This is a genomic window from Sulfitobacter delicatus (assembly GCF_900102535.1).
GTDB lineage: Bacteria > Pseudomonadota > Alphaproteobacteria > Rhodobacterales > Rhodobacteraceae > Sulfitobacter > Sulfitobacter delicatus.
In genome coordinates this window covers 98,369-122,617 of sequence record NZ_FNBP01000009.1, presented here as the reverse complement: position 1 = coordinate 122,617, position 24,249 = coordinate 98,369, and the positions used below count along the sequence as shown (strand labels likewise).

At 62.1% G+C, this 24,249-nt stretch carries 29 protein-coding genes; 10 read left to right on the top strand and 19 right to left on the bottom strand.

All coding sequences use genetic code 11. The annotated features are described in order from the left end of the window. Positions 1-40 precede the first annotated feature (40 nt). The 3 genes from BLS57_RS14960 to BLS57_RS14950 form a co-directional block, all read right to left on the bottom strand. The gene (locus BLS57_RS14960; protein WP_093743560.1) at positions 41-205 is read right to left on the bottom strand and encodes a YdcH family protein; all 165 of its coding nucleotides are present in this window, start codon (positions 203-205) and stop codon (positions 41-43) included. 100 nt (positions 206-305) lie between these two features. Continuing rightward, the gene (locus BLS57_RS14955; protein ID WP_093743515.1) at positions 306-1,073 is read right to left on the bottom strand and encodes a tRNA1(Val) (adenine(37)-N6)-methyltransferase; all 768 of its coding nucleotides are present in this window, start codon (positions 1,071-1,073) and stop codon (positions 306-308) included. Then, positions 1,070-1,285, bottom strand: a complete 216-nt coding sequence (locus BLS57_RS14950) for a putative signal transducing protein (protein WP_093743559.1) — start codon at positions 1,283-1,285, stop codon at positions 1,070-1,072. Before BLS57_RS14950 ends, BLS57_RS14955 begins: the two co-directional genes overlap by 4 nt. 55 nt (positions 1,286-1,340) lie before the next feature. Between BLS57_RS14950 and BLS57_RS14945 the strand changes: the two genes are divergently transcribed. Next, on the top strand, positions 1,341-2,339 hold the full coding sequence (locus tag BLS57_RS14945; protein ID WP_093743514.1) for a polyprenyl synthetase family protein: 999 nt from the start codon (positions 1,341-1,343) through the stop codon (positions 2,337-2,339). On the opposite strand, the gene BLS57_RS14940 is transcribed toward BLS57_RS14945, so the two are convergent. From BLS57_RS14940 to soxR, 4 genes are all read right to left on the bottom strand, one after another. Then, positions 2,336-3,211: a 4-(cytidine 5'-diphospho)-2-C-methyl-D-erythritol kinase gene (locus BLS57_RS14940; protein WP_244153699.1), complete on the bottom strand. Its 876-nt coding sequence runs from the start codon at positions 3,209-3,211 to the stop codon at positions 2,336-2,338. The two genes, BLS57_RS14945 and BLS57_RS14940, sit on opposite strands and share 4 nt — an antisense overlap. Further along, complete coding sequence (locus tag BLS57_RS14935) at positions 3,208-4,917, bottom strand: tetratricopeptide repeat protein (protein ID WP_093743512.1); 1,710 nt, start codon at positions 4,915-4,917, stop codon at positions 3,208-3,210. Before BLS57_RS14935 ends, BLS57_RS14940 begins: the two co-directional genes overlap by 4 nt. 165 nt (positions 4,918-5,082) lie before the next feature. Next, positions 5,083-6,735, bottom strand: coding sequence for an electron transfer flavoprotein-ubiquinone oxidoreductase (locus BLS57_RS14930; protein WP_093743511.1), 1,653 nt, complete (start codon positions 6,733-6,735; stop codon positions 5,083-5,085). Positions 6,736-6,861: 126 nt separating this feature from the next. Beyond that, the gene (soxR, locus tag BLS57_RS14925) at positions 6,862-7,317 is read right to left on the bottom strand and encodes a redox-sensitive transcriptional activator SoxR (RefSeq protein ID WP_093743510.1); all 456 of its coding nucleotides are present in this window, start codon (positions 7,315-7,317) and stop codon (positions 6,862-6,864) included. 84 nt (positions 7,318-7,401) lie between these two features. Between soxR and BLS57_RS14920 the strand changes: the two genes are divergently transcribed. The 3 genes from BLS57_RS14920 to BLS57_RS14910 all read left to right on the top strand — a co-directional run bounded on the left by BLS57_RS14920 (position 7,402) and on the right by BLS57_RS14910 (position 9,480). Beyond that, positions 7,402-7,782, top strand: a complete 381-nt coding sequence (locus BLS57_RS14920) for a VOC family protein (protein WP_093743509.1) — start codon at positions 7,402-7,404, stop codon at positions 7,780-7,782. Between the two features lie 142 nt (positions 7,783-7,924). Continuing rightward, on the top strand, positions 7,925-8,395 hold the full coding sequence (greA, locus tag BLS57_RS14915) for a transcription elongation factor GreA (protein ID WP_093743508.1): 471 nt from the start codon (positions 7,925-7,927) through the stop codon (positions 8,393-8,395). Positions 8,396-8,409: 14 nt separating this feature from the next. Beyond that, positions 8,410-9,480 (top strand): hypothetical protein, encoded by a 1,071-nt coding sequence (locus tag BLS57_RS14910; protein WP_093743507.1) that lies wholly within the window; start codon positions 8,410-8,412, stop codon positions 9,478-9,480. A gap of 6 nt (positions 9,481-9,486) precedes the next feature. Here the strand turns inward: BLS57_RS14910 and BLS57_RS14905 are convergent, their stop codons facing one another. The 3 genes from BLS57_RS14905 to fdhD are packed head-to-tail and all read right to left on the bottom strand — an operon-like array spanning position 9,487 to position 12,743. Then, positions 9,487-11,250, bottom strand: coding sequence for a bifunctional molybdopterin-guanine dinucleotide biosynthesis adaptor protein MobB/molybdopterin molybdotransferase MoeA (locus tag BLS57_RS14905; RefSeq protein WP_093743506.1), 1,764 nt, complete (start codon positions 11,248-11,250; stop codon positions 9,487-9,489). Continuing rightward, positions 11,247-11,849 carry a molybdenum cofactor guanylyltransferase MobA gene (gene mobA, locus BLS57_RS14900; RefSeq protein WP_093743505.1) on the bottom strand — a complete coding sequence of 201 codons (603 nt, stop codon included), beginning with the start codon at positions 11,847-11,849 and terminating at the stop codon, positions 11,247-11,249. The genes BLS57_RS14905 and mobA overlap by 4 nt, the downstream gene beginning before the upstream one ends. Positions 11,850-11,852: 3 nt before the next feature. After that, on the bottom strand, positions 11,853-12,743 hold the full coding sequence (fdhD, locus tag BLS57_RS14895; RefSeq protein ID WP_093743504.1) for a formate dehydrogenase accessory sulfurtransferase FdhD: 891 nt from the start codon (positions 12,741-12,743) through the stop codon (positions 11,853-11,855). A gap of 49 nt (positions 12,744-12,792) precedes the next feature. On the opposite strand from fdhD, the gene BLS57_RS14890 reads away from it, so the two are divergent. Then, positions 12,793-13,515: an AzlC family ABC transporter permease gene (locus BLS57_RS14890; RefSeq protein ID WP_093743503.1), complete on the top strand. Its 723-nt coding sequence runs from the start codon at positions 12,793-12,795 to the stop codon at positions 13,513-13,515. Next, positions 13,515-13,841, top strand: a complete 327-nt coding sequence (locus BLS57_RS14885; RefSeq protein WP_093743558.1) for an AzlD domain-containing protein — start codon at positions 13,515-13,517, stop codon at positions 13,839-13,841. The genes BLS57_RS14890 and BLS57_RS14885 overlap by 1 nt, the downstream gene beginning before the upstream one ends. Positions 13,842-13,850: 9 nt before the next feature. On the opposite strand, the gene BLS57_RS14880 is transcribed toward BLS57_RS14885, so the two are convergent. The 5 genes from BLS57_RS14880 to BLS57_RS14860 all read right to left on the bottom strand — a co-directional run bounded on the left by BLS57_RS14880 (position 13,851) and on the right by BLS57_RS14860 (position 18,036). Further along, positions 13,851-14,459 (bottom strand): hypothetical protein, encoded by a 609-nt coding sequence (locus BLS57_RS14880; protein WP_093743502.1) that lies wholly within the window; start codon positions 14,457-14,459, stop codon positions 13,851-13,853. A gap of 34 nt (positions 14,460-14,493) precedes the next feature. After that, positions 14,494-14,628 carry an aa3-type cytochrome c oxidase subunit IV gene (locus BLS57_RS14875; RefSeq protein WP_093743501.1) on the bottom strand — a complete coding sequence of 45 codons (135 nt, stop codon included), beginning with the start codon at positions 14,626-14,628 and terminating at the stop codon, positions 14,494-14,496. A 154-nt stretch (positions 14,629-14,782) separates the two neighbouring features. After that, entirely contained in the window at positions 14,783-15,241 is a 459-nt protein-coding gene (locus tag BLS57_RS14870; protein ID WP_093743500.1) for a DUF6173 family protein, read from the bottom strand. Positions 15,242-15,244: 3 nt separating this feature from the next. Beyond that, positions 15,245-16,309, bottom strand: coding sequence for an MBL fold metallo-hydrolase (locus BLS57_RS14865; protein ID WP_093743499.1), 1,065 nt, complete (start codon positions 16,307-16,309; stop codon positions 15,245-15,247). Further along, positions 16,309-18,036: an acyl-CoA dehydrogenase gene (locus BLS57_RS14860; protein WP_093743498.1), complete on the bottom strand. Its 1,728-nt coding sequence runs from the start codon at positions 18,034-18,036 to the stop codon at positions 16,309-16,311. Before BLS57_RS14860 ends, BLS57_RS14865 begins: the two co-directional genes overlap by 1 nt. A 167-nt stretch (positions 18,037-18,203) precedes the next feature. On the opposite strand from BLS57_RS14860, the gene BLS57_RS14855 reads away from it, so the two are divergent. Further along, the gene (locus tag BLS57_RS14855; RefSeq protein ID WP_093743557.1) at positions 18,204-19,136 is read left to right on the top strand and encodes an L-threonylcarbamoyladenylate synthase; all 933 of its coding nucleotides are present in this window, start codon (positions 18,204-18,206) and stop codon (positions 19,134-19,136) included. Here BLS57_RS14855 and BLS57_RS14850 read toward each other — a convergent pair. Beyond that, positions 19,133-19,687 (bottom strand): YqgE/AlgH family protein, encoded by a 555-nt coding sequence (locus BLS57_RS14850; RefSeq protein WP_093743497.1) that lies wholly within the window; start codon positions 19,685-19,687, stop codon positions 19,133-19,135. The genes BLS57_RS14855 and BLS57_RS14850 overlap by 4 nt on opposite strands. Positions 19,688-19,850: 163 nt before the next feature. Between BLS57_RS14850 and BLS57_RS14845 the strand changes: the two genes are divergently transcribed. Further along, the gene (locus BLS57_RS14845; RefSeq protein WP_093743556.1) at positions 19,851-20,663 is read left to right on the top strand and encodes a protein-disulfide reductase DsbD domain-containing protein; all 813 of its coding nucleotides are present in this window, start codon (positions 19,851-19,853) and stop codon (positions 20,661-20,663) included. 7 nt (positions 20,664-20,670) lie between these two features. On the opposite strand, the gene moaB is transcribed toward BLS57_RS14845, so the two are convergent. Genes moaB through BLS57_RS14830 form a run of 3 tightly spaced genes read right to left on the bottom strand, consistent with a single transcriptional unit; the run spans position 20,671 to position 22,578 of the window. After that, the gene (moaB, locus tag BLS57_RS14840) at positions 20,671-21,213 is read right to left on the bottom strand and encodes a molybdenum cofactor biosynthesis protein B (protein WP_093743496.1); all 543 of its coding nucleotides are present in this window, start codon (positions 21,211-21,213) and stop codon (positions 20,671-20,673) included. Continuing rightward, complete coding sequence (locus tag BLS57_RS14835) at positions 21,210-21,824, bottom strand: LysE family translocator (protein ID WP_093743495.1); 615 nt, start codon at positions 21,822-21,824, stop codon at positions 21,210-21,212. The genes moaB and BLS57_RS14835 overlap by 4 nt, the downstream gene beginning before the upstream one ends. Beyond that, the gene (locus tag BLS57_RS14830; RefSeq protein WP_093743494.1) at positions 21,817-22,578 is read right to left on the bottom strand and encodes a uracil-DNA glycosylase; all 762 of its coding nucleotides are present in this window, start codon (positions 22,576-22,578) and stop codon (positions 21,817-21,819) included. The genes BLS57_RS14835 and BLS57_RS14830 overlap by 8 nt, the downstream gene beginning before the upstream one ends. A 110-nt stretch (positions 22,579-22,688) precedes the next feature. On the opposite strand from BLS57_RS14830, the gene BLS57_RS14825 reads away from it, so the two are divergent. Both BLS57_RS14825 and BLS57_RS14820 read left to right on the top strand, forming a co-directional pair. Further along, complete coding sequence (locus BLS57_RS14825; protein WP_093743493.1) at positions 22,689-23,636, top strand: aspartate carbamoyltransferase catalytic subunit; 948 nt, start codon at positions 22,689-22,691, stop codon at positions 23,634-23,636. Between the two features lie 57 nt (positions 23,637-23,693). Then, positions 23,694-24,224 carry a hypothetical protein gene (locus BLS57_RS14820; protein ID WP_093743492.1) on the top strand — a complete coding sequence of 177 codons (531 nt, stop codon included), beginning with the start codon at positions 23,694-23,696 and terminating at the stop codon, positions 24,222-24,224. Positions 24,225-24,249: the final 25 nt, after the last annotated feature.

Here is a 24,249-nt window from a genome sequence, read left to right as displayed (position 1 = left end):
TTAGCGATCCGGCAGGTGCAATTACTTTCTGCGTCTGTAATTAGGCAGACAGGCGATTGATCTCCTCTTTCAGACGCAGTTTTTCTTTCTTCATCGAAGCCACTTGTAGATCGTCCACGCCGGGGGCGCGTTGGGCATTTTCAACCGCCTCACTCATCGCCTGATGCTTCCGCTTCAAGGTGTCCAGATGTGCGTTCAAAGCCATACAATCCTCCATGGTGGGTGTTTAGAAATTCAGTGGACCACAGCGCGACCCACAAGTCACGCAGCACCGCAGCATAGGGGCGCAGTTGGTAAAAAATTGCTTAAGGCGCGGGAAAAATAAGCGGCGCGCCGCGGCGCAAGACGGCTTTGATCTCGGGAACATAGCTGTCGCCATCACCCTCGTGCCGCACACCCTCATGCATCACGTAACTGTTATAAAGCCGAAAGGCCCCGCGCCCGTTCTTGCGTGCCCGCAGGAGAATCAATTCGGGCAGCCTCCCCGGACGCGGCGCTAAAGGCAGCACCTCGATCGTTCCCATCTCGTGCGGCAACGCGCCGAGCAGTTCAGGCAGCCGTTCTGCTCGGTGGATGAAATGCAAATGTCCCTTGGGCTTCAGCCGTTTAGCAGCCACCCGCACCCATTGCCGCAACGGCGTCGCTTCTCCGAGCGCCGTCTCGCGCCCCGGGTCATGCGACTGGATTGAAGCAGCACGGTCGAAATAGGGCGGATTGGCCAAGACGTGATCGAATTGCCGATCGCGCAGGTGCAGGGGCATGTCTGTGATATCGGCCTCAACCACTTCCAGCACCCCTCCCCCGTTGCGGCGGGCCAGTTCCGCATAGGCCGGTTGCAACTCGCATCCCGTAAGGCTCAGCCCCGGCACCCGCGCCCCGAGACAAAGCGCCGCAGCTCCGGCACCACAGCCCAGCTCCAACACCGTTTGCCCTGCCAGGGCGGGCACGCTCGCAGCCAATAGAACCGGGTCTACCCCCGCGCGATAACCCCGGCCCCGGCGTGGCTGCCAGAGGTGCAATTTACCGCCCAGAAAGGCGTCGCAGGTCAAATCTTCGTCAGCGAAAAGGCTCACAGCCCGAGGGGAATTTCATTGTCCCGCATCACCTTTACGGCAGCGTCATGGTCATTGGGGTGCACCATCAGCCGGCGCGGGAAAATTCCGATGCCGCCTTCGAGCACGCTCATGTTTACGTCCATTTCAAAGCAGGCTATATCCTCCCCCCTGAGAAGGGCGGAGGCAAAGGCGATTATGGTCATGTCGGTGCTGCGCAAAAGTTCCTTCATATCAAAGATGTAGAGCCGGATCGGCGGCGTGTCGAGCCTGACGCGGAGAAGTATGATGAAAAGTGATGTGAAGGACAAACCGCACGACCGCATGGCGGCCTATCTGAGCGAGGATATGGAGGCTGTCAGCGCTCTGATCCGCGAGCGTATGGCGTCAAAACACGCGCCCCGCATCCCCGAAGTCACCGCACATCTGGTCGAAGCCGGTGGCAAACGTCTGCGCCCGATGCTCACCCTCGCTGCCGCGCGGATGTGTGGCTACACCGGCCCCTATCACGTGCATCTAGCCGCCACGGTGGAGTTTATCCATACCGCCACTCTGCTGCATGACGACGTAGTTGACGAAAGCGCTCAACGGCGGGGACGCCCTACGGCGAACCTGCTGTGGGACAACCAGTCTTCCGTGCTGGTGGGCGACTACCTCTTTGCCCGCAGCTTTCAGTTGATGACCGAGCCGGGCTCCATGCCTGTCATGCGCATCTTGTCCAACGCAGCCGCGACCATTGCGGAAGGCGAAGTGCTGCAACTGACTGCGGCCCAGAACCTAGCAACCGATGAAGCGGTCTACCTGCAAGTGGTGCGCGGCAAAACCGCGGCACTGTTCTCTGCTGCGACGGAAGTCGGTGGTGTCATCGCCGATGCGCCCGAAGATCAGGTGCGCGCCCTATTTGACTACGGCGACGCGCTTGGCGTCGCTTTTCAGATCGTCGACGATCTGCTCGACTATCAAGGCGATACCGGCGCGACGGGTAAAAACGTGGGCGACGATTTCCGAGAGCGCAAACTGACCCTGCCGGTGATCAAAGCCGTGGCCAAAGCCAACGCGGAAGAGCGTGCCTTTTGGACCCGGACCATTGAAAAGGGCCGTCAGGACGAGGGCGATCTCGACCACGCGCTGGCTCTTCTGCGCAAGCATGACACCCTCACCGCAACGCAACGCGATGCGCGGGAGTGGGCGGAGAAAGCCAAGAAAGCTCTCACCCCCCTGCCCGATCATGAGCTGAAAGATATGCTGAGTGATCTGGCCGACTACGTTGTGAGCCGGATCAGTTAAGCGCCTAAGACCGGGCCAGTAGCGACCCACCAATTTGGCTTGGCATCCGCGATGCGGGCCCGCGCTGCTTCAGCCTGCGCAGTCGTTTCGTAGATCCCAAAGCAGGTGGCACCGGAGCCTGACATTCGGGCCAGAAGTGCGTCATCCAACGCTTCGAGGCAAACCGCGATCACCGGTGCGCGCGCGATAGCTGGCGCGGCGAGATCATTGCGTTGGCCGCGAAGGAAATCGACAAACTCGGCCAGAGCGGAGAACTCAGGGAGGACCTCTGGCATCGCAGGCTGTGTTTTGTTGTCTAGAGCCGCAAAGACGCTTGGCGTGGGCACGTCGACGCGGGGGTTCACCAGCACGAGGTGACACGCGGGCAACGCCGGCAGCGGTGTCAGTAAATCGCCAACGCCGCGCATACGTTGCGGGCCGTCTGCTAGGCAGACCGGGACATCCGCGCCGAGTTGTGCAGAGTTCTCAGGCAAGACCAAATCCCAATGCGCAGCCAGTAGCTGCAATGCTGCTGCGGCATCGGCAGAACCTCCCCCAATGCCGGCGGCCGCAGGCAGGTTCTTAACCAGATGCAAAGCTGCGCCACGACCCTGATCTGCATCCAACAACGCAGCAGCCTTCAAAACCAAATTGCGTGCATCGGTCGGCACACCGGCTGCCCCCGGCCCGCTGATCGTCAGACTGAGACGGTCGCTCGGTGCAACCCGCAGCTCATCCCCGATCCCCGCGCGAACGACCAGCGAATCGAGCAGATGATAGCCGTCGGAGCGCTGGCCGGTGGCATGAAGGGTCAGATTGATTTTGGCCCAAGCCATCCGACTGCCAGCGGCGCCGGGACGCGATGGCAGGTCCGTCCTATCCGCGTGGCTCATTCGTCAGCGGCAACCTTCAGCGGCGCGGCGCCCTCTTCGGCCAGAACAGCATCAAGACCGACCTCCAGCTTGCGGCGCATACGCTCGGGATCGGCTTCAGAGTCGGCATCGCTCTTATCGACAAACGACAGCGCCCGACGCCATTGGAACTCGGCTTCGCGCTGGCGTCCGACCGCCCAATAGACATCGCCCAGATGGTCATTGACCACCGGGTCGACCGGCTCCAACTCCACTGCCCGCTCCATTTGCTCAACCGCCTCTTCATAGCGGCCCAACCGGTAAAACACCCAGCCCAGTGAATCGACGATGTAGCCGCTTTCGGGGCTGGCTGCGACGGCGCGTTCGATCATGTCGAGCGCTTCGTCGAGATTACGTTCTTGCTCAACCAGCGAATAGCCAAGGTAGTTCAGCACCTGAGGCTGTTCCGGATTGAGCTCAAGCGCGGCGCGGAAATCGGCCTCTGAACCGTCCCAGTCGCCGCTGCGTTCCTTGGCAATGGCCCGTGCGTAATAGAGCACCCAACGGGCGCGCGCTCCATCAGATGTCAGATCCAGCGCCTTGTCGTAAGAAGCAATCGCAGCGTCGTAGTCTTCCTCGGCCCGCAGAATGTCGCCCAGCGTTGAATGCACAACAGCCAGATCGCCATGGCTGCGTGCCAACTGCTCCAGCACTTCGATAGCCTGTTCAGTCTTGCCCGAGCGACGGAGTGCTTCAGCGCGGCCCAGTTCGGCAGCGTGATAGGCCGGACTGTCGGGGGGGAGCGCTTTGTATTCAGCGATGGCCAACTCATGTTCGCCAAGGTTTTCCAGCAGGCTCGCGGTCAACAGAAGCGCGTCGATATGGTCAGGACGCAGGTAACGCGCAATGCGGGAATAAAGCAGGACGTAGTAATCTCCGGCCGCCTCATTGCGCAACACGGCGGCGAAGGTAAAGAAGACTTCGGCCATGCCAGCCGTTGCGTCGGGCATATGCTCGAAAGGGGCCGCATCGTCCTGTTCGAGCCGCGCGATCAGCGCGTCGATCTCTGGATCCGTGTCGTCGCCAAACCCGTCTTTCAGCACTGCCAATGCTTCGTCATTCTTGCCCAACTGGCCGAGGATTTCCGCATAGGCCATGACCCCGCGCCGGGTCTGGGCCGCGGCGCCTGCATTGTCGCCAGCAAAGATGGCTTCTGCGCCTTCAAAGTCGCCCACGCTCGCAAGCGCCAAGGCTTTGTGATACATCACGAACCCCTGCATGCCGGCTTCTTCGCTTAGGCTGTCAAAGGCTTTCATGGCGGAGGTCACATCGCCCGCGCCCATATGCGCCCAAGCCTGCACCAGCCCGCCGACCCAAGGGCCAATGGCGTCGCTGTCACGCTCTAGCAGCGCCTCGTAGTCGCCTTCTTTCGCCAGATTGGCCACGAGGGTCATCTCGGCCACCTGACTCTTGGTGCCGATCGTCACCATATTGCGCGCTAAGGGCAACGCCTTGTCGACGCGGCCAAGCGAGAGATAGGACAGCACCGCGCTTTCCATCAACTCCACGTTCTTGGGGTCACGCGCCAGTGCTTCGGTGTAGTAGCGGGCGGCCTCGGGGTAGTCGCTGTTCACCGCCGCATGGCGCCCGGCCAGATAGGGCCCGGCGATCGACTGCGCCATGAGCGGCGCAGACAGGCCGATGCAAAGCGCCGCAACGCTGGTGAAACCTAGGACATTCCGAAACATGCAAACCGCCTCTTATCGCTTTGCGCTCAGGCTATCAGACTAGCGCCCGGGCGCAATGGCGCGCACTTGCTCAAGCGACCTGCGAACAGGTTTTCGCCGACCCGAACGCAAAAGGACCGGCACGCAGGTGCATGCCGGTCCTTTAAGTGAGCCGTAATTGGCGTCTTACATATTGGGGTAGTTCGGCCCGTCGCCGCCCTGCGGGGTGGTCCAGACGATGTTCTGCGCCGGGTCCTTGATGTCGCAGGTCTTGCAGTGCACGCAGTTCTGGAAGTTGATCTGGAAGCGCGTCTCGCCGGTCTTTTCGTCCTCGACGAATTCATAGACCCCCGCCGGACAATAGCGCGCCGAGGGGCCCGCGTATTTCGGCAGGTTGTGCTGCACCGGAATCGAAGGGTCCTTCAGCGTCAGATGCGCGGGCTGGCTTTCCTCATGGTTGGTGAAGGAGAAGGCGACGTTGGTCAGACGGTCGAAGCTCAGCTTGCCGTCGGGCTTGGGGTAATCGATCTTCTTGTGCTTGTCGGCAGGCTCGGTCGCCTCAGCGTCGGACTTCCCGTGTTTCAACGTGCCCAGCAGCGAGAAGCCCAGCGTGTTGGTCCACATGTCGAAGCCGCCCACGGTTAGGCCGCCCAGCAGGCCGAACCGTCCGTTCAGAGGCGCGACGTTGCGCACCCGCTTGAGATCATCGCCGACCGCGCCATTGCGCAGTTCCGCGTCGTAGTTATCAAGCACGTCACCGCCACGGTTCGCCGCGATCGCCTCATGCGCGGCTTCGGCCGCCGCGATGCCCGAAAGCATGGCGTTGTGATTGCCCTTGATCCGCGGCAGGTTCACTAACCCGACCGAGCAGCCGAGCAACATGCCGCCGGGGAAGGCCGCCTTGGGCATGGACTGATAACCGCCCTTGGTCACCGCGCGGGCGCCATAGGCCACGCGTTTGCCGCCCTTGAGCAGTTCGGCCACCATCGGGTGATGCTTGAACCGCTGGAACTCCATGTAGGGATAGAGATGTGGGTTCTTGTAATTCAGATCGACGATCATGCCCACGTAGACCTGATTGTTATCGAGGTGGTAGATGAACGTCCCGCCGGTGTTCTTCGTGCCCAGCGGCCAGCCCATCGTGTGGGTGACTTCGCCCTCATTATGCTTGGCGGGATCGATCTCCCAGATTTCCTTCATGCCGAGGCCGAATTTCTGCGGCTCGGAATCCGCGTCGAGACCGTATTTCGCGATCACCTGCTTCGACAGGCTGCCGCGCACGCCCTCGGAGAGGAAGACATACTTGCCGTGCAGTTCCATGCCGGGCTCGTAGCTCGGCCCCGGTGTGCCGTCGGCATTCTTGCCCATCTCGCCCGCGACGACACCTTTGACCTCGCCGTTCTCGCCGAAGACCAGTTCGGAGCACGCCATCCCGGGGAAAATCTCGACACCCAGTTCCTCGGCCTGTTCGGCCATCCAACGGCAGACGTTGCCCATGGAGACGATGTAATTGCCGTGGTTGCTCATCAGCGGGGGCATGACGAAGTTCGGCAGGCGCAGCTTGCCCGCCTCGCCCAGAACGTAGAAGTTGTCTTCCTTCACTGGCACGTTCAGCGGCGCGCCCTTTTCCTTCCAGTCGGGGATCAGCTTGTTAAGGCCGCAGGGGTCGAGCACCGCGCCCGAGAGGATATGCGCGCCCACTTCGGAGCCTTTTTCCAACACCACAACATTGCAATCGGCGTCCAATTGCTTGAGCCGGATCGCTGCCGACAGGCCAGCAGGCCCGGCGCCGACGATCACAACGTCATATTCCATCGCTTCGCGTTCAATCTCGGCCATTGTGGTGCTCCCTCACGGCAAATTCGGTTTGGATTTGGCTAAACCACCGCCGCACGCAATGCAATCGCGACCCTGCGTTTATTGCGCAAAACATCGGTCTGGCGACATAACATGACGCGCGACCCTTCAGGCCGCCGGTTCGTCCCCCATCAGATAGCGCGGTCCGGGGCCTTTTTCACCTGCGCGATCGACAGGATTATAAAGGGCGCAGGCTTCGAGGCTCAGACAGCCGCAGCCGATACAGCCATTAAGGTTGTCGCGCAGCTTGGTCAGCGTGGTGATGCGCGCGTCCAAGGCGGCGCGAAAGCTTTGGGAAATGCGGGTCCAATCGGCCTTGGTCGGCGTGCGCCCACCCGGCAGTTGGTCCAATTCGGCTTTAATCTGCGGCAGGGTGAAACCGAACTGCTGCGCGATCATGATGAAACTCAGCCGCCGCAGATCGGCCCGGTCAAAGCGCCGCTGGCCGCCCGCGTTGCGCCACGGCGCGATCAGCCCCTGCGCCTCGTAATAGCGGATGGCCGAGACCGCGAGCCCCGTGCGCTTGGCCAAAGCCCCAATCGACAGCCCTTCATTTACAGCCACTTTCCCCTCCGAAAATCCCTTGACCTAAAGTTAAGTTTAGCAATTAGCCTTAAGTGGCACAAGAAAACTGACAAAGGAAAAGTCATGCCAGCACAACTCGAACACGCGAATTTCACCGTCTCTGACCCCGCGGCGACTGCCGCCTGGATGCAGGACGTCTTTGGCTGGCATATCAGATGGGAGGGCGATGCGATGGCAGGCGGCCATACCAAACATGTCGGGACGGAAGACCGTTATGTCGCCCTATACAACCCAGGCCGCACAGCCGAGGCGAAAGCCAGCAGCTATCACACTCTTGGCGGGCTGAACCATGTCGCCGTTGTCGTAGAAGACATCGACGCCACCGAAAAGGCAGTGCAGGCGCAGGGATTCGTACCAGAAAACCACGCCGACTATGAGCCGGGCCAACGGTTCTACTTCCATGACGCCGATGGGATCGAATATGAGGTCGTCCAATACGACTGATGGCGCGCAACCGCCGATGCGCAAACCGCTTAGCCCTTGCAATCGGGGGGCAGTTTGGGTCAGGTATCTGGCAAGTTGACACTGCAATCGGCCGCCTCCCGGCTCACCCCGGGTGCGGCCCTCATTACGTAGGCACACCGCCATGGAAAAGATCCCGATGACCCGCGACGGGCACACCGCGCTCGAAGTCGAACTCAAGCATCTGAAGTCGGTGGAGCGGCCTGCCATCATCAAAGCCATCGCCGAAGCGCGTGAACATGGCGACCTGTCGGAGAATGCCGAGTATCATTCCGCTAAGGAAAAGCAGTCCTTCATCGAAGGGCGCATCAAAGAGTTGGAGGGCGTGATCTCGCTCGCCGATGTGATCGACCCCAAGAAACTGTCCGGCTCGATCAAGTTCGGCGCGACGGTAACGCTGGTTGACGAAGACACCGAAGAAGAAAAGACCTATCAGATCGTTGGCGAATACGAAGCCAATATCGAAAAGGGCCTTTTGAACATCAAATCGCCCATTGCGCGGGCTTTGATTGGTAAAGAAGAAGGTGATTCCGTCGAGGTCCGCACCCCCGGTGGTTTGAAATCCTACGAGGTCGTTAAAATCGTCTACGCCTGATTAGGAGCGAACAGATGACAGACCCGAACCAGACGCCGCCTGCCGACCATGGCGACGGCGGCGCCCCCGCCAATGCCCGCCCCCGGCCTGCGACGCTCGGCGTTTATGACCGGCCCAAGGGTGGCGCTATTACCGAGATCGAAGTGGTCGCCATCGTGCTTAGCGCGTTGTGGCTGCTCGGTGCTGGCGTGTTCTTTTTGTTCCTGATGCCTGAGGGTGCAGAAGAGACGGGCGACGGCGGGCTGCGCTTCCTGATGACCATGCTCGCCGTCTTCCTGCCGGTTGCGATGATCTGGGTTGCAGCCACGGCGGCCCGTGCGAGCAAGGTGATGCGCGAGGAAAGCCAGCGGTTGCAAACCGCGATTGACGCAATCCGTTATGCTTACATCGGCCAGCAACAGGGCAACAAAGGCGGCACTGAGAGCAATCTATCCCGCAAATTGGACGAACTGGTCGCCAGTGCTCGCAAAACTGAAATTGCCCTCGCCAATCTTCATGGCCCGCACGAAGACGCCCCCCGCCCTGCCCCAGCAGCAGCACCGGCGCCGCAGCCCCCTGCCCCCGAAGAACAGCCGACGCTGGCACTCGGTACGCAGGCCAGCGACATGTCCGCCCCGCTGTCGGCGGAGGATTTCACCCGTGCGCTGAACTTCCCCGAAACTGCGGAGGATCAGGCCGGCTTCAACGCCCTGCGCCGTGCGCTGAAAGACCGCTCAGCCGCGCAGCTTGTGCAGGCTGCCCAAGATGTGCTGACCCTGTTAAGCCAAGACGGCATCTATATGGACGACCTGCGCCCCGACCGCGCCCGCCCCGAGGTCTGGCGTCAGTTCGCAGGTGGTGCGCGGGGTCGGACGATTGCCCCTCTGGGTGGCATCCGCGATCGGTCCTCTCTGGCATTGGCGAATGCCCGCATGCGGCAAGATCCGATTTTCCGCGACGCAGCACATCACTTCCTGCGTCGCTTCGACCGGACCTTTGCCGAGTTCGAAAAACACGCGACGGATGAGGAAATCTCGGCCCTCGCAGACACCCGTACTGCCCGCGCGTTTATGCTGCTGGGCCGCTGTGCCGGGACGTTCGACTGAAGCAGGCTAGCCGGTGAAGCTTCCGTAGGGGATGAAGCGCACCATGGCGCCGGGCTTGATGTCCCGTGCGGCCTCGTCCAGTTCGACCAGCCCTTCGGCCCAGCTGAGCCCGCTGATCCGGCCCGAGCCCTCGGACGCAAAAACCTCTGCCCGACCACCACGCATCCGCGCGCGCAGATACTCGCGCCGTCCGGGCTTCTTGCGCTTTTCAAAAGCTGCGGGGACGTCGAACCCCTGAGGTTCCTCCCAGCCGGCCCCGGCGAGCAACGCCATCGCGGGCCGCGCAAAGATCAACGTACAGACCATCGCCGCCACCGGATTGCCCGGCAGACCAAAAACCGGCACGCCCTGCCACATCCCGAGAGCCAAAGGCCGCCCAGGCTTTACCGCGATCCGCCACAGTTGCATTGCCCCCGCTTCGGTAAGTAGCGCAGAGACATGGTCCTCGTCTCCCGCAGAAGCACCGCCACTGGTCAGGATCACATCGACCTCTGCCGCTCCGGCATCCAGCCGCGCCCGAAGCTCTTCGCGATTGTCGGCCACCCGACCCAGATCAACGGCCTCATGTCCGAAGTCTGTGGCCAGTTGCAGCAGCATCGGACGGTTGGCATCATAGATTTGCCCGTCTCGAGCCTCTGATCCCATTTCAACTAACTCATCGCCCGTGGAAATTACACCCACCTTTAACCGCTTGCGCAATCGGACCTCGGCTACTCCCGCCGCTGCCAAGAGCGCCAGCTCCGCCGGACCGACGCACGCGCCAGCGGAGAGGATCACGTCCCCCGCCTGCACGTCCTCCCCCGCTTTACGCGTGTTGGCACCTTGTTTCACCGGCCCATTGAATCGAAGGGTACCGCCATCGGCAGTCACGTCTTCTTGCAGGATCACCGTGTCGACCCCCTCCGGCAGCGCCGCGCCCGTCAGCACCCGGATCGCCTGCCCCGCAGGCACAGCCCCCGGCCGATCCCCCGCAGCAGCCCGTCCTGCGACCAAGGGCATTTCATGCAGTCCCTCACCGCGCCCGCCGGCAAAGCCATAGCCATCAACGGCGGTATTGGGCAGCGGTGGGTTGGCGCGCGAGGCGGTGACATCTTGCGCCAAAATGCGCCCGCCGGCATCAGCGGCGGGTCGGCTCTCCTCTTCCGTAACGGCATGGAGCCGGTCTTTTAGCAGAGCCAAGGCTTCGTTCACCGGGGTCCAATGCACGCCGGGCGGCAAGGCGAAACAGTCATTGCGCAAGGGCGGTGGGGCGGCTGTCGCGGGCTTCGCAGGCGCGGTGATCAAGCCAACCTCCCGCAAGATAAACTCCGCCACCGCTTTGGTGTCGTTGAGGTCGAACACCGGTCGATCCAACTCCAGCACCACATCGCTGGCAACAGCCCGCACCGTCGGATCATCCGGCGCAATCAGCGCGTTGCCCGTCTCGGCCCGATGGGCTTCCACTTTGGGGTGCGCGTCACGCTTGTAGCCTTCGACCAACACGAGATCGACCGGCGAGAGACGTGCAAGATGCGCTTCGAGCGGCGGCTCTTCTGCCCCGCGCAATTCATGCATCAAAGCAAAGCGCGCGCCCGAGGCCAGCAACACCTCGCGCGCGCCGGCAATGCGGTGGCGGTGGCTGTCTTTGCCGGGGTGGTCCACATCGAATGTGTGATGCGCGTGTTTGACGGTGGAGACGGTGAAGCCGCGCCCCGTGATCTCGGCCACCAAGCGTTCCATCAACCCGGTCTTGCCCGCGTTTTTCCAACCGACGACGCCATAAACCCTCATGCCATCGCCTCTGCTTTCGCCAAATCCTCGGGCGTGTTCACATTGAAAAACGCCGTCTCGTCTGGAAACATCGCCTCGCGTCCGTCGTGCTGTTCAGTCCAAAGCACCACCTTGCGCAACCCGCCCTGCAGCGCAGCGCGCAAATCGTCACGTAGGGCGACGGGCCAGAGGCCAAAGGTCGGATGCCGTGCACTGCCGCGTTTGGCGTCGGGCGTTGCCGCCAGCGCCAAGGGATGCGCCATGCTGTCGGCTGCCAACAACAGGCGTGGGACCAGATCGCAGGGAAAGAACGGCGTGTCCGCAGCGGCAGTGACAATCGTGTCGGCCCCCTGCTCGGCGGCCCAGTCCAACCCCGCGAGCACGCCGGCCAACGGCCCGGCAAAGCCTTCGATACTGTCGGGCAGCACAGGTAGGTTCAGGTCAGAAAAACGTGTGGGATCGCCGTTCGCGTTCAACGCCAACCAGGCCACTTGCGGCTCCAGTCGGTCGATCACCGAAGACAGCAATGTGCCCTGCCCCAGCGGCAGCAGCCCTTTGTCGCCGCCGCCCATACGTGTCGCCTGACCGCCCGCCAGAATGACGCCAAGTGGTTGTTTCATGCGTTAATCCTTTGCGCCCTTGCGCCCGCTTTTGCGCGGCTCTTCGGCGACTTGGGTCGGGTTCGCGTCGCGGATCAACCGCCCCTCGCCTGCCAGACAGGTAAAGCGCTGCCCGCGCATCCGACCGATTAGCGTGAGGTTCACCTGCTGCGCGATCTCCACCCCCCAAGCGGTAAAGCCAGAGCGCGAAGCCAGCACCGGGATGCCCATCATCGCAGTCTTGATCACCATTTCAGAGGTCAGCCGCCCCGTGGTATAAAGCACCTTGTCCTCGGCGCTCACCCCTTCGGAGAGCATCCATCCGGCGATCTTGTCCACCGCATTGTGACGGCCAACATCTTCCATATAGACCAATGGCCGGTCGCCTTGGCATAGTACCGTGCCGTGGATCGCCCCGGCTTCAAGATAAAGGCTCGGCGTGCGGTTAATCTTGGCCGCAAGCGCGTAGAGGTCCGAGGTGCGTACTGATGTGTCAGGCAAGCTCACATCCGCGAGTCCCTCCATCATATCGCCAAAGACGGTGCCCACAGCGCAGCCGCTGGTGCGGGTCTTGCGCTGCATCTTGTCTTCGTAGTCGGTGGCGCGTTTGGTGCGAACGACGACCGTTTCTAGCTCTTCGTCATAGTCGACGCCGGTGATCTCTTCATCGACCCGCAGCATGCCTTGGTTGCGCAGAAATCCGAGCGCGAGATAGGCTGGGTAGTCGCCAATGGTCATGGCAGTCACGATCTCTTGCCGGTTGAGGAAAATCGTCAAAGGACGCTCCTCAACCACATTGATCTCAGTCTCGGCCCCGGTGTGGTCCACACCACGCACAGCCCGGGTCAGGCGGGCCGCCGCAGGATCGGGGGCGATCAGATAATCAGAGAGATCGTTATCGCGGGCCAATTGTATCCCCTTCCGGTTAGGTCTAAGCCTTTGACATTCTATTTAAGAGTTAGTCATGGCCATCACCACCACCAAATCTGCCTACCGCAAGGGTATCGTCGACGCACTGCCCTTTATTCTGGTGATTATTCCCTTTGCGTTGCTCTTTGGCCTGCTGGCCACCGAAGCGGGCTTGAATGTGGTAGAGGCGCTGACCTTTTCGATCGTGGTAATCGCCGGGGCGGCGCAGTTTACCGCGCTGCAGTTGCTGCAAGAAGATGTGCCGACGGCAATCGTGCTGGCCTCTGCGCTGGCGGTGAACCTGCGTATGGCGATGTATTCGGCCTCTCTGACGCCGTGGATCGGGGGCGCGCCGCTGTGGCAAAGGGCGCTGGCGGCCTATCTGACCGTGGATCAATCCTACGTCGCGGCAATGACGCAATATGAGCGTGAACCGCAGATGACCGTGCCTCAGCGGATGGCCTATTTCTTTGGAACAGTGACCCCCGTCGTGCCGCTTTGGTATATCTTCACGCTGATCGGTGCGCTGGTGGGCTCAAGCGTGCCGGAAAGCTGGGCGCTGGACTTTGCCATTCCGATTACCTTCCTCGCCATGATCGCACCGATGTTTCGCACGCTGGCCCATGTGGCGGCGGCATTGGTGGCAGTGATAGTAAGCCTCATCGCGGTTAACGTCCCCTATGCGCTTGGACTGATCATTGCCGGCCTGGCAGGCATGATGACCGGCGCGCAGGTAGAGGCCTGGATGGAACGGACGAAGCCGGGGAGCGCGACATGATGATCGACAGAACGTCACTTTGGATCGTGATCATTGGGCTGGGAATTGGCAGCTTTTTCCTGCGGTTCGTCTTTACCGGGCTGGTGGGCAACCGACAGATGCCGGCGTGGCTCTTGCGGCACCTGCGCTATACCGCCGTGGCGATCCTGCCCGCGCTTGTGGCCCCGCAGGTGATCTGGCCGGCAGGCACCGATGGTCAGTTCGACCTGCCGCGCGTGAGCGCAGCGGTGGTCACACTGGGGGTCGGGCTGGCCACCAAGAACGTGCTCGCCGCGATCCTCTCTGGGGCCGCGACGCTCTATGGTATGTTGTTTCTGCTGGGATGAACCGGGGCGTTACTGCCGGGCCAGTTGTGTCGCGCGCAGGGCGTCGATCACATCGCCATCGTCATCTTCGTAGTACTTCGTCGTTGTGACGCCCGGCAGGGTCTCAAACTGGTCCTGCAACTTGACGGGATAGAAGGTGGACTTGATCCCCCCAAAGCCCGGCAACTGCTGCAAAATACCACTGGTGGCATTCGCACAGAAAGCGCCGGGTACAGCACCATTGCTTCTCACCAGTTGCAAGGCACGCTCCGCCACCGCGGCGCTCACCGGGATCTCTTGGCTCACAACGTGAAAGGTGCTGCGCGCGTGGGCCGATTTATAGGCCTGCAGCCAACCCGGTGTGACCCCGTAGAGGACATCGCCCCGCTCAGGCAGGCGCGCGTCGCGGAAGGAGCCTGCGGGATCAAAAATCACCCGCTGCGAACCATTGACCATCAACGCCGTGTGACCGCCGCTGCCCGTACGGTTGTTCACCATGGTCATCAAGGTCAGCGAAGGCGGTTCAGGCGCGCGATATGCAGCAGCCGCAACAACTTCGAGTGGGCTGTCGGGATTCTGGTCGACCGAACAGCCGGCCAGCAACCCGACCAGCGCAAGGGCGGTCAAGATAGACTTCAAAGGGCGGATCCTTCCGAACACGCGAATGGCGGCATCACCCGGCAAACAGCGCCAGCAGCACCAAGATTGCAAGGATGACAACGACGCTTCGCGTAACGAAGCTCATGAACCCGTCAAAGGTCTTTTCTTGAGCGTTGATATCCATGCTGCCATGTTCATGTTCAGCCATTTTCGTCTCCCTAAGACAGTGTTTCGCGCTGAGTATCCTATTCGTAACACGGTGTCACGTGGACAAAGCGTCACGTATTCCAGACTGGCACAAGTTAAGTGTACACGCTATAGGAGAGTCCCCCGCCGCGATACTACTCGTGCGAATCGCCTGTTTAAGTCTCATCCAAATTGGCCACCAGCCTAAAACCAATGCGTTTCGGCGGCGCATCCGGGGTCTTCTTGGGCAGCGCGCGCAGCATGACGTTCAGCTGCCCTACGTGCTGCACCAACTGTGCCTTCACCCCATTCGGGTCCGTGCCATAAAATGTAATGATATCAGGGTCGAAATAGCCCATGCCTTCGATTCGCAGCACCCCGGCGTCCCCACCGGCAAAGCCCATCGCTGCCTCTTGATCGTTGTCGAGTTGCTCTTCGAACTTCTGAAGGTAGAGCACCACCCGCTCATAGGCCCATTGTGCGGGAGACTTCTCTCGCAACGGCTTGTCTGTGACTTCCTTGGGTAAGGCACAATCGCCGGACCCCGCTTGGTCCGGATCGGTATGGACCTCATACATGCGTGGCAGGGCTGCGGCCTCATAGACCTCTGCCGCCGTTTTCACCTCATCGCCCATCGTTCACCCTTTGCGTTGATACACCCAAGCACCGTCTGAGGCGCGCAGGGTCCGTGTTGCCGCCCCTGTTTGGTAAAGGTGGCTCAGATGGGCAACCGCTTCAACCAGAGCAAGGCCGTATTCCGCCTCCCCGATGCTGCGTTTGAACAGCGAAGGGAAGCATTCCGCAGCCGTCTTGGGCGTCTCGATATCACTCAGCAAACGCCGCAACGCGCTGTGGTGATTTTCGATCAACTGCCTCAACCGCGTCGGCAGGCCGGAAAAGGGCAGCTTGTGCCCGCCCAGCACCAAATGGTCTTCCCGCGCCAGCAAAGAAAGCCGCTCGCAAGCCTCTAACCATTCGCCAATGGGGTCGGCCATAGGCTCGGTCGGATAGACACCGATGTTAGGACTGATGGAGGGCAGTATCTGGTCCCCTGCGATAACGAGGTTGTCGTCCCGGCTCCAAAAAGTCGCATGTTCGGGGGCGTGGCCATTGCCGATATGCACGTCCCAAACGCGCCCACCCATACGGATCACGCTGCCCTGTTGGATGCGGGTGAAGCCCAAGGGCAGCGGGGCCACCACATCAGCGAAGTTGAAGGGCCGCTCTGTCGCGCGTTTGTCGTAAATTTCTGCCGCCATGCCCGCTTTGCGATAGAACGCCAGCGCTTCTTGCACCGGCGCTTCTTGCAGGTCTAGCGTTAGCATCCGTGCGGTCAGCCAAGCGGTGCGGGTGGTAACCAACTCGGCCCCAAACTCGGTCTGGAGCCAACCGGCGAGACCGATGTGATCGGGGTGGTGATGGGTGACGACAACGCGCGAGATCGGTTTGCCGCCAAGCGGCCCGGCCAACAGTCCGCGCCAGATGTCTTTGCCACGGCGAGACGCGAAACCGGCGTCCACCACCGTCCAACTGTCACCTTCGTCCAGCGCATAGACGTTCACGTGGTCGAGCTTCATCGGCAGTGGCAGCCGGAACCAGAGCACCCCCGGCGCGACCTCGATCGCCTCCCCCTCAGAAGGCGGCACATCCCAAGGGTAGCGCAGCCCGGTGGCGGGTTTCGGGGCGGTGGCCTGATCCGACATCAGCGGCTCAGATCTTCGACATCCAGCGCATAGAGGTCCTCTGCGCCTGCCTGCGCATGGGCCAGCAGACCCTGATGCTCCGGCAAAAGCCGCTGGATATAGAACCGCGCCAGTTTCTCACGCGCGCCGCTTCCGCCTGCGGCTTTCTCGGCCATCGCGGCCTGAAGATGCAGGTGCCCCCCCAACACGCGGGCAAAGGCGCGCAGGTAGGGGACAGCCCCGGCGAAACGTTCGTTCATGTCGCTCTGGCCCGCGACCCATTCGGTCGCTTCGCGCAGCGTCTCACTCGCCTGCCAAACCGCGTCAGCCATACGCGGAAAGGCGTCGCGGGCGGTTTCGGCATCGGCTTCAATCTCGTCCAGCAACCGGTTCGCCGCCTCGCCGCCGTCCATCATTTTGCGGCCAACAAGGTCCATCGCCTGAATGCCGTTGGTGCCTTCATAGATCGCCGTGACCCGCACATCGCGGCTGAACTGCGCGGCTCCGGTTTCTTCGACAAAGCCCATACCGCCATGGACTTGCACGCCCGTCTCGGAGACGGCAATGCCTACATCGGTGCCAAAAGCCTTGGTAATTGGCGTCAAAAATGCCGCGCGGGCCGCCCATTCATCACCCTGCCCTGCACGGGCCATGTCGCTTGCATAGGCACAGCTCAGCGCAATCGCGCGGGAGGCAAAGATGTCGGCCTTCATACTCAGCAACATGCGGCGCACATCCGCGTGGTCGACGATGGTCCCGGCGCCCCCCTCAACGGGCGAGCGGCCCTGCTTGCGCTCCAATGCATAGTCCAGCGCCAGTTGGTAAGCGCCTTCCGCTGCACCGATGCCTTGTTCGCCAACCCCAAGCCGTGCGTTGTTCATCATGGTGAACATCGCCGCCATGCCACCGCCTTCGCGGCCAATCATCCAGCCCTTGGCATTGTCATATTGCATCACCGCGGTGGGCGAACCGTGTAGACCCATCTTGTGCTCAAGGCTCACAACGCTCACGCCGTTGCGCTCACCCGGCTCCCCATTCTCATCTGGAATGAACTTCGGCACGAGGAAAAGGCTGATCCCCTTGGTGCCCGCGGGGGCGCCCGGCAAACGCGCCAAGACGAGGTGGCACACATTGCCCGCGAAATCATTGTCGCCCCAAGAGATGTAGATTTTCTGGCCCGAGACCGCGTAGGTCCCGTCGCCATTGTCTTCGGCCCGGCTGCTCAGCGCGCCGACATCCGACCCGGCCTGCGGCTCGGTCAGGTTCATCGTCCCGGTCCATTCGCCCGAGATCAGCTTGGGCAGGTAGAGGGTCTTGATCGCGTCGCTCGCGTGATGCTCCAACGCTTCGATCTGGCCTTGGCTCATCAAAGGCGCAAGCTGAAGCGACAGGCAAGCGCCACTCATCATCTCGTTCACTGCACTGGTCAGGGTCATAGGCAGGCCCATGCCGCCGAACTCCGGGTCTGCCGACATGCCGATCCAGCCGCCTTCGGCAATCGCAGCGAAGCCTTCCGCGTAGCCCGGCGAAGTGCGCACCACGCCGTTTTCCAACTTAGCTGGATGCAGATCGCCACCGCGTTGCAAGGGCGCCAGCACGTCGTTGCAGAGCCGTCCGGCCTCCTCCAGAATCGCGCCGGTCACGTCTTCCGTGGCCTCAGCGAAACGGTCGGTGCTGCGGAGAGATGCGAAATCCAGCACGTCCTCGATCAGAAAACGGTAGTCATCCACGGCGGCGCGGTACGGCATATCATATCCTCCTGAAAGACCTGCTTGATCTGGCAAGCCTGACATGGCCCTGATAAAGGCAGGTTGGCGTTGCCGCCAGCATGAAACGCCCGGCCCCGCCCCGCAACCCAAACGCGGCGTCACGGATGCCGTGTGATCTGACAGGCTCGAAGACCCGGAACCCCACCATGACCGAGACGCTGACCTCTACTGCCGAAGGCATCGCCCGCGCCGCCGAACTGCTGCGCGACGGCGTGTTGGTCGCCTTGCCAACTGAGACGGTCTATGGCCTCGCCGCCGATGCCCGCAATGGTGTGGCGGTGGCAGGAATCTATGAGGCCAAAGGGCGGCCCAGCTTCAACCCGCTGATCGTGCATCTTCCTGATGTCGAGGCGGCCAAACGCTATGTCGAATGGAGCGATGAGGCAGATCGTCTGGCGCAGGCTTTCTGGCCCGGAGCGCTGACGCTGGTTTTGCCGTTGAAGGCGGGCAGCGGGTTGTCCTCGCTGGTCACTGCTGGCCTGCCCAGCCTTGCCGTCCGCGTGCCCGCCCATCCGGCGATGAAGCAGGTTTTGGAAGCACTCGAGGGCCCGGTCGCGGCGCCCTCCGCCAATCCCTCCGGCAAGATCAGCGCAACCACGGCTGCGCATGTGCTGGCGGGACTTCAGGGCCGCATTGCGGCTGTGCTGGACGATGGCCCCTGCTCGGTGGGCGTGGAGAGCACGATTATTGGCCTGACCGGCGAGCGCCCTGCTCTGCTGCGCGCGGGCGGATTGCCGGTGGAGGCGGTTGAAGCCGCACTTGGGGAAACGCTGGAAACGGTGGACGGGGCCGAGATAATCGCCCCCGGACAGCTGCAATCTCACTACGCGCCCGGTGCGGCAGTGCGTTTGGATGCGGTAACCGTAGAACCGGGCGAAGTGTTGCTCGGCTTCGGCCCCATGGACTGCGATCTGAACCTATCCCCCGCTGGCGATCTGACCGAAGCGGCAGCCAATCTTTTCGACCATCTTCACCAACTGGACGCCACCGGCAAACCCATCTCCGTCGCTCCGATCCCCGACCATGGCCTCGGGCGTGCCATCAACGACCGGCTCGCACGGGCAGCGGCGCCGCGCTAGGCCCGTCCGGCCGCGGCAGAGAGGCTCAGCGGATCAATCCCGAGCGATTGCAGGGCCGCCCCCCATTTCTCAGCATCTGGCAGGCCAAACACAAGGCCAGCCGTTGCATCACAGGTCAGCCAGCCGTTCTGCGCAATCTCGCCCTCCAACTGGCCCGGCCCCCAGCCTGCATAGCCCAACATGAGCTGCGCCTGCTCTGGCCCGTTACCTGCAGCGATGTCTTCGAGAATGTCCCGCGTGGCGGTCAGCGCAATGCCGCTTCCGACCACCAAGGTCTCGATTGCCGAGCGATATTCATCCGAATGCAGCACAAAGCCGCGCCCGGTCTCTACCGGCCCGCCGAAATGCACGACCAGCGATTTTGCCTTTGACGGTGGGTCATCGACCAATTGCTCCAAGACATCCGACAGGCGCAGTTCTGGCGCTGGCTTGTTGACCATCAGCCCCATCGCACCCTCTTCGGAATGCGCCGTCAGAAAAATCACAGAATGGGCGAAACGCGGATCCCCCATACCCGGCATTGCCACCAAAAGCTTGCCCGTCAGTTTCATGGTCTGACCCGTCAATGCCCGCCTCCTAAAGCCAATTCCCTCCGAGCATGACCCCTGCTGGACGACAAAACAAGAGAGGAGCAGCGCGCGGCCGCGCATCGGCGAAACATCGATGATGCAAATGTGACTTGGCAGGCGGAAGCACATGCCGCATCAAGGCGACATGAAAATAACACGCCTATTCACCGCTTTTTTGTCCTGCCTGACCCTCGCTCTGCCCGCCTCAGCTCAGCAAGGCGTTGGTACGCCGCTGCAAGGCGATCTGCTGACCGGATGGCAGCAAGCCAACGGGCAGCGGGTGGCGGCGATCCGGTTGCGGATGGCTCCGGGATGGAAGACCTATTGGCGCAGCCCCGGCGACGCGGGCATTCCGCCCGAGTTCGATTGGTCCGGCTCAAAAAATCTGCGCGATGTCGCGATCACATGGCCCGCGCCCAAGGTCTTTGACCAAGGCGGCGTCAATTCCATCGGCTATGCCCGCGAAGTGATCCTGCCGCTGACTCTCACCCCGCGCAGCCCCGGTCAGCCGGTGGCGCTGGATGTCAGCATAGATCTGGGCGTGTGCAGCGACATTTGCCTGCCCGAAACGGTGCATCTTAATGCGCTGCTCGACAGTACGAGCAACAAACCAGTGCCAGCGATTGCCGCCGCATTCGCTGCCCGGCCCTATTCCGGTGCCGAGGTTGGGTTAAAAAGCGCAACCTGCAGCCTGCGACCAACTGCCGATGGGCTTTCTATCGTGACCCGCCTGCGCTTGCCTTCGGCGGGCGGCGAGGAAACCGTTGTGATCGAGCCGGGTGCGCCGGGTCTTTGGATGAGTGCCACGGAAAGCAGCCGCCAAGGCGACACGTTGGTTTCGCACGGAGAACTGATTGCAGAAAACGGCGGCGCGGTGGCGCTCGACCGTTCGGCCATTCGCATCACGGTGATCGGCAAGAAACACAGCGTAGAAATCAAAGGCTGCACGCCAGCCTGACCGCCCGCTACTTGCGGCGCTGATGTTCTTCCAACCGCGGCATGATCTCAACGAAATTGCAGGGCATGTGGCGGTAGTCCAACTGCTTGAGCAAAATCCCGTCCCACGCATCCTTGCACGCGCCCGGGCTGCCCGGCAGGGCAAACAGATAGGTCCCCTGCGCCACCCCGCCCGTCGCCCGGCTTTGCACGGCGCTGGTGCCGATCTTTTCCATCGAAATGACGGTAAAGACCGTGCCGAAGGCATCGATCTCTTTCTCATAAACATCGCGGTGCGCCTCGACAGTCACGTCGCGCCCCGTGAGGCCCGTGCCGCCGGTGCTGATCACCACGTCAATCTCAGGGTCCGCACACCAGTCGCGCAACTGCGCTGCGATGGTGGGGCGGTCGTCGATGACGATCTCGCGCGCTGCCAGCACATGACCCGCCGCCTCAATCCGCCCGACCAGCAAATCGCCTGAGCGGTCTTCGGCCAGACTGCGGCTGTCCGATACGGTCAGCACGGCGATCCGCACCGGGATGAACTCGCGGCTTTCGTCGATTCTACTCATGTGCGCTCCATCATTGCCAGTCGTGCGGCCAAGGCTACGAAGATCCCGCTGCTGATCCAGCCCAGCACGCGCCCGCCTCCCGCCAGCCGCCGTCCGATCCCTGCGGCAAAAACACCAACCGCCCCGTTTATTACAAATCCGCCCAAAGCCAGCACGGCGCCAAAAGTTAGAAATTGCCCCAAAACCGGCCCGGCCTCAGGCACAACGAACTGAGGCAGAAAGGCCAGCACAAAGAGGATGACTTTGGGGTTGGTCAGATTAACCACAAACCCGGTGTTAAATGCGCGCCAGACGCCCATGCCCGGTGTTGCATCGCGCGGCTTGCCCGCCTGCCGAAGGGTCTGCACGGCGAGCCACAATAGATAGGCCACGCCGAGCCAGCGGATCACGTCCAGCGCCCAAGGCAATGCTGTCACCAGCGCGCCAAGCCCCAGCCCTGCCAGCGCCACATGGACCATCGCCCCTGCCGAAATTCCCGCACTCGCCGCCAGCGCGGCACGCGGGCCAGAGCGTAGCCCTTGGCCCAGACAGAACATCATATCCGCCCCCGGCGTCAGGTTCAGCGCCAAAGCGGCAGGCACGAAGGCCAGAAGCGTCAGCCCATCAACCATCGCGCAGCCGCGCCTGCAGGCTCAGCAAATCCGCCCAAGCCTCGCGTTTGAACGCAGGGTTGCGAAGCAGATAAGCCGGGTGGACCATCGGCAAACAAGGCAGGCCTGCGGCCTCGGTCCAAGTGCCGCGCAGACGGATAATGCCGCGTTTTTCGAGCAGGGTCTGACAGGACCAATTGCCGACCAAGACCAACAGCTTGGGTTTGGCCAATTCGATATGCCGCAGCACAAAGGGCCGCATCATCGCGATCTCATCGGGCTTCGGGTCGCGATTCTGCGGCGGTCGCCACGGCAGAACATTGGTAATATAGACGTTCCGGTCGCGCCCCATATCGATCGCGGCCAGCATCCGGTCTAACATCTGCCCCGCGCGCCCTACGAAAGGCTTTCCCGCGCGGTCTTCCTCGCGGCCCGGCGCTTCACCCACAAACATCACCGGCGCCCCCGGCACGCCGTCCGAGAACACCAGATTGCGCGCGCCCTTGCGTAGCTCGCAAGGCTCGAAGGCTTCAACTGCTGCGCGCAGCTCTTCCAGCGTCTGAGCAGCCCGCGCCGACTGACGCGCCAGCGCTACTGGATCGGGCTTAGCCTCGGGCCGCAGGGGCTGCGGGCCTTTCGCCGCTGCCTTCGCCTTGGGCTGGCTCGCGGGCACCTCATAGCGGTTGACCGGCGCATCACAAATCGCCTCGGTCGCGCCAAGCTCCACCTGCCACGCCAGCAGTTCTGCCGCCTGATGATAATCCATTGATTCCATGCCCGCAGCTTACGCTCTGCGCCGCCGGACCGAAATGCCCTATCGCGCGGCTTGCTGCCGCGCCGCCCGCGCGCCTATAAGGCGGGCAACAGCACGAAGGGATCGCCACCATGTCATTCGCCCATCGCCACCTGCTTGGCATCGAACAGCTGTCGCAGTCGGACATCACCACCCTGCTGGATCTGGCCGACACCTATGCCGAGCGCAATCGCCAGCCGAACAAACATTCGGACGCGCTGCGCGGGCTGACCCAGATCAACATGTTCTTTGAAAACTCGACCCGCACGCAGGCGAGTTTCGAGATCGCGGGCAAGCGTCTGGGTGCGGATGTGATGAATATGGCGATGCAGGCCAGTTCGATCAAAAAGGGCGAGACGCTGATCGACACAGCGATGACGCTGAACGCCATGCACCCCGATCTGCTGGTGGTCCGCCACCCGCAATCGGGCGCGGTGGACCTGCTGGCGCAAAAGGTGAACTGCGCCGTGCTGAACGCGGGCGACGGGCGGCATGAACACCCCACGCAGGCGCTCTTGGATGCACTGACGATCCGTCGCGCCAAGGGGCGGCTGCACCGTCTTAGCATCGCGATCTGTGGCGACATCGCGCACAGCCGGGTGGCGCGGTCGAATATTCTGCTGCTGGGCAAAATGGAAAACCGCATCCGCCTTGTCGGCCCGCCGACGCTGATGCCTTCGCAAATCGACCAGTTCGGCGTCGAGGTCTTTGACGACATGAAAAAGGGTCTCGAAGGCGTCGATGTGGTGATGATGCTGCGGCTTCAGAAAGAGCGCATGGACGGCGGCTTCATCCCGTCTGAGCGCGAATATTACCACCGCTACGGGCTGGACGCCGAGAAGCTCGCCCATGCCAGCCCCGACGCCATCGTCATGCACCCCGGCCCGATGAACCGCGGGGTCGAAATTGACGGCACCTTGGCCGATGACATCAACCGCTCGGTCATTCAGGATCAGGTCGAAATGGGCGTCGCAGTGCGCATGGCGGCGATGGACCTTTTGGCGCGCAACCACGTGGCCGCGCAGCCCAGCGTGGCCTAAGGGGGAACCCCGGCGGGGCTGCTGCGTTTTGCTGGTAACAGAACAAAGGAAACCGCCATGTCCTCCACAACAGTCGCCCCCCAAGAAGCCGGCAAAGTCCGGGTCTATGCCCTTTCGCTCTCTGACGCCGAAGCGCAGGCCATGCGCGACGATAGCGCGGCTCAGGCTGCGGCCCTTGGCGTCGATCAGCTTGACGGCACCTATACAGAGGTTTTTCGCGTCGCTGACCTCGATACCATGGGTCTGGCGGGTTATCTGCGCGACGGCAACGGTGTTTACCCCGAACAGATCGAAACCGATCGCAGCAAGCTTGGCGCGCTCGATGGGTGGGTCATGGTGGTCTATTCCCGCGCCTTTGCCGGTGAGTCCCGCCAACTCGCCCCGATCCCCGCCCTGACCCATATTGGCACCTACGACGAAGGCGGCCCCGATACGCCGGTGCAAGCTATGGAGGCCGAAGCCGCGCAGCCCTACACCGGCATTCCCCGTGTTGAACCCGCCACCCCGGCCAAAGGAAGTGGCAATAAAACAATGATGATCATCGCCGCGGTGGTCGCCCTCCTGCTGCTATGGTGGTTGCTCGCGTGATCATGGCTCGGTTCTGTCTGGCACC

Bases quoted from the DNA above. Each gene is read 5' to 3' on its own strand.
- BLS57_RS14960 (WP_093743560.1), bottom strand. From the start codon at position 205: ATGGCTTTGAACGCACATCTGGACACCTTGAAGCGGAAGCATCAGGCG.
- BLS57_RS14950 (WP_093743559.1), bottom strand. From the start codon at position 1,285: ATGAAGGAACTTTTGCGCAGCACCGACATGACCATAATCGCCTTTGCC.
- BLS57_RS14945 (WP_093743514.1), top strand. From the start codon at position 1,341: ATGAAAAGTGATGTGAAGGACAAACCGCACGACCGCATGGCGGCCTAT.
- BLS57_RS14940 (WP_244153699.1), bottom strand. From the start codon at position 3,211: ATGAGCCACGCGGATAGGACGGACCTGCCATCGCGTCCCGGCGCCGCT.
- BLS57_RS14935 (WP_093743512.1), bottom strand. From the start codon at position 4,917: ATGTTTCGGAATGTCCTAGGTTTCACCAGCGTTGCGGCGCTTTGCATC.
- BLS57_RS14930 (WP_093743511.1), bottom strand. From the start codon at position 6,735: ATGGCCGAGATTGAACGCGAAGCGATGGAATATGACGTTGTGATCGTC.
- BLS57_RS14920 (WP_093743509.1), top strand. From the start codon at position 7,402: ATGCCAGCACAACTCGAACACGCGAATTTCACCGTCTCTGACCCCGCG.
- greA (WP_093743508.1), top strand. From the start codon at position 7,925: ATGGAAAAGATCCCGATGACCCGCGACGGGCACACCGCGCTCGAAGTC.
- BLS57_RS14910 (WP_093743507.1), top strand. From the start codon at position 8,410: ATGACAGACCCGAACCAGACGCCGCCTGCCGACCATGGCGACGGCGGC.
- BLS57_RS14905 (WP_093743506.1), bottom strand. From the start codon at position 11,250: ATGAGGGTTTATGGCGTCGTCGGTTGGAAAAACGCGGGCAAGACCGGG.
- mobA (WP_093743505.1), bottom strand. From the start codon at position 11,849: ATGAAACAACCACTTGGCGTCATTCTGGCGGGCGGTCAGGCGACACGT.
- BLS57_RS14890 (WP_093743503.1), top strand. From the start codon at position 12,793: ATGGCCATCACCACCACCAAATCTGCCTACCGCAAGGGTATCGTCGAC.
- BLS57_RS14885 (WP_093743558.1), top strand. From the start codon at position 13,515: ATGATCGACAGAACGTCACTTTGGATCGTGATCATTGGGCTGGGAATT.
- BLS57_RS14875 (WP_093743501.1), bottom strand. From the start codon at position 14,628: ATGGCTGAACATGAACATGGCAGCATGGATATCAACGCTCAAGAAAAG.
- BLS57_RS14870 (WP_093743500.1), bottom strand. From the start codon at position 15,241: ATGGGCGATGAGGTGAAAACGGCGGCAGAGGTCTATGAGGCCGCAGCC.
- BLS57_RS14865 (WP_093743499.1), bottom strand. From the start codon at position 16,309: ATGTCGGATCAGGCCACCGCCCCGAAACCCGCCACCGGGCTGCGCTAC.
- BLS57_RS14860 (WP_093743498.1), bottom strand. From the start codon at position 18,036: ATGCCGTACCGCGCCGCCGTGGATGACTACCGTTTTCTGATCGAGGAC.
- BLS57_RS14855 (WP_093743557.1), top strand. From the start codon at position 18,204: ATGACCGAGACGCTGACCTCTACTGCCGAAGGCATCGCCCGCGCCGCC.
- BLS57_RS14850 (WP_093743497.1), bottom strand. From the start codon at position 19,687: ATGAAACTGACGGGCAAGCTTTTGGTGGCAATGCCGGGTATGGGGGAT.
- BLS57_RS14845 (WP_093743556.1), top strand. From the start codon at position 19,851: ATGAAAATAACACGCCTATTCACCGCTTTTTTGTCCTGCCTGACCCTC.
- moaB (WP_093743496.1), bottom strand. From the start codon at position 21,213: ATGAGTAGAATCGACGAAAGCCGCGAGTTCATCCCGGTGCGGATCGCC.
- BLS57_RS14835 (WP_093743495.1), bottom strand. From the start codon at position 21,824: ATGGTTGATGGGCTGACGCTTCTGGCCTTCGTGCCTGCCGCTTTGGCG.
- BLS57_RS14830 (WP_093743494.1), bottom strand. From the start codon at position 22,578: ATGGAATCAATGGATTATCATCAGGCGGCAGAACTGCTGGCGTGGCAG.
- BLS57_RS14825 (WP_093743493.1), top strand. From the start codon at position 22,689: ATGTCATTCGCCCATCGCCACCTGCTTGGCATCGAACAGCTGTCGCAG.
- BLS57_RS14820 (WP_093743492.1), top strand. From the start codon at position 23,694: ATGTCCTCCACAACAGTCGCCCCCCAAGAAGCCGGCAAAGTCCGGGTC.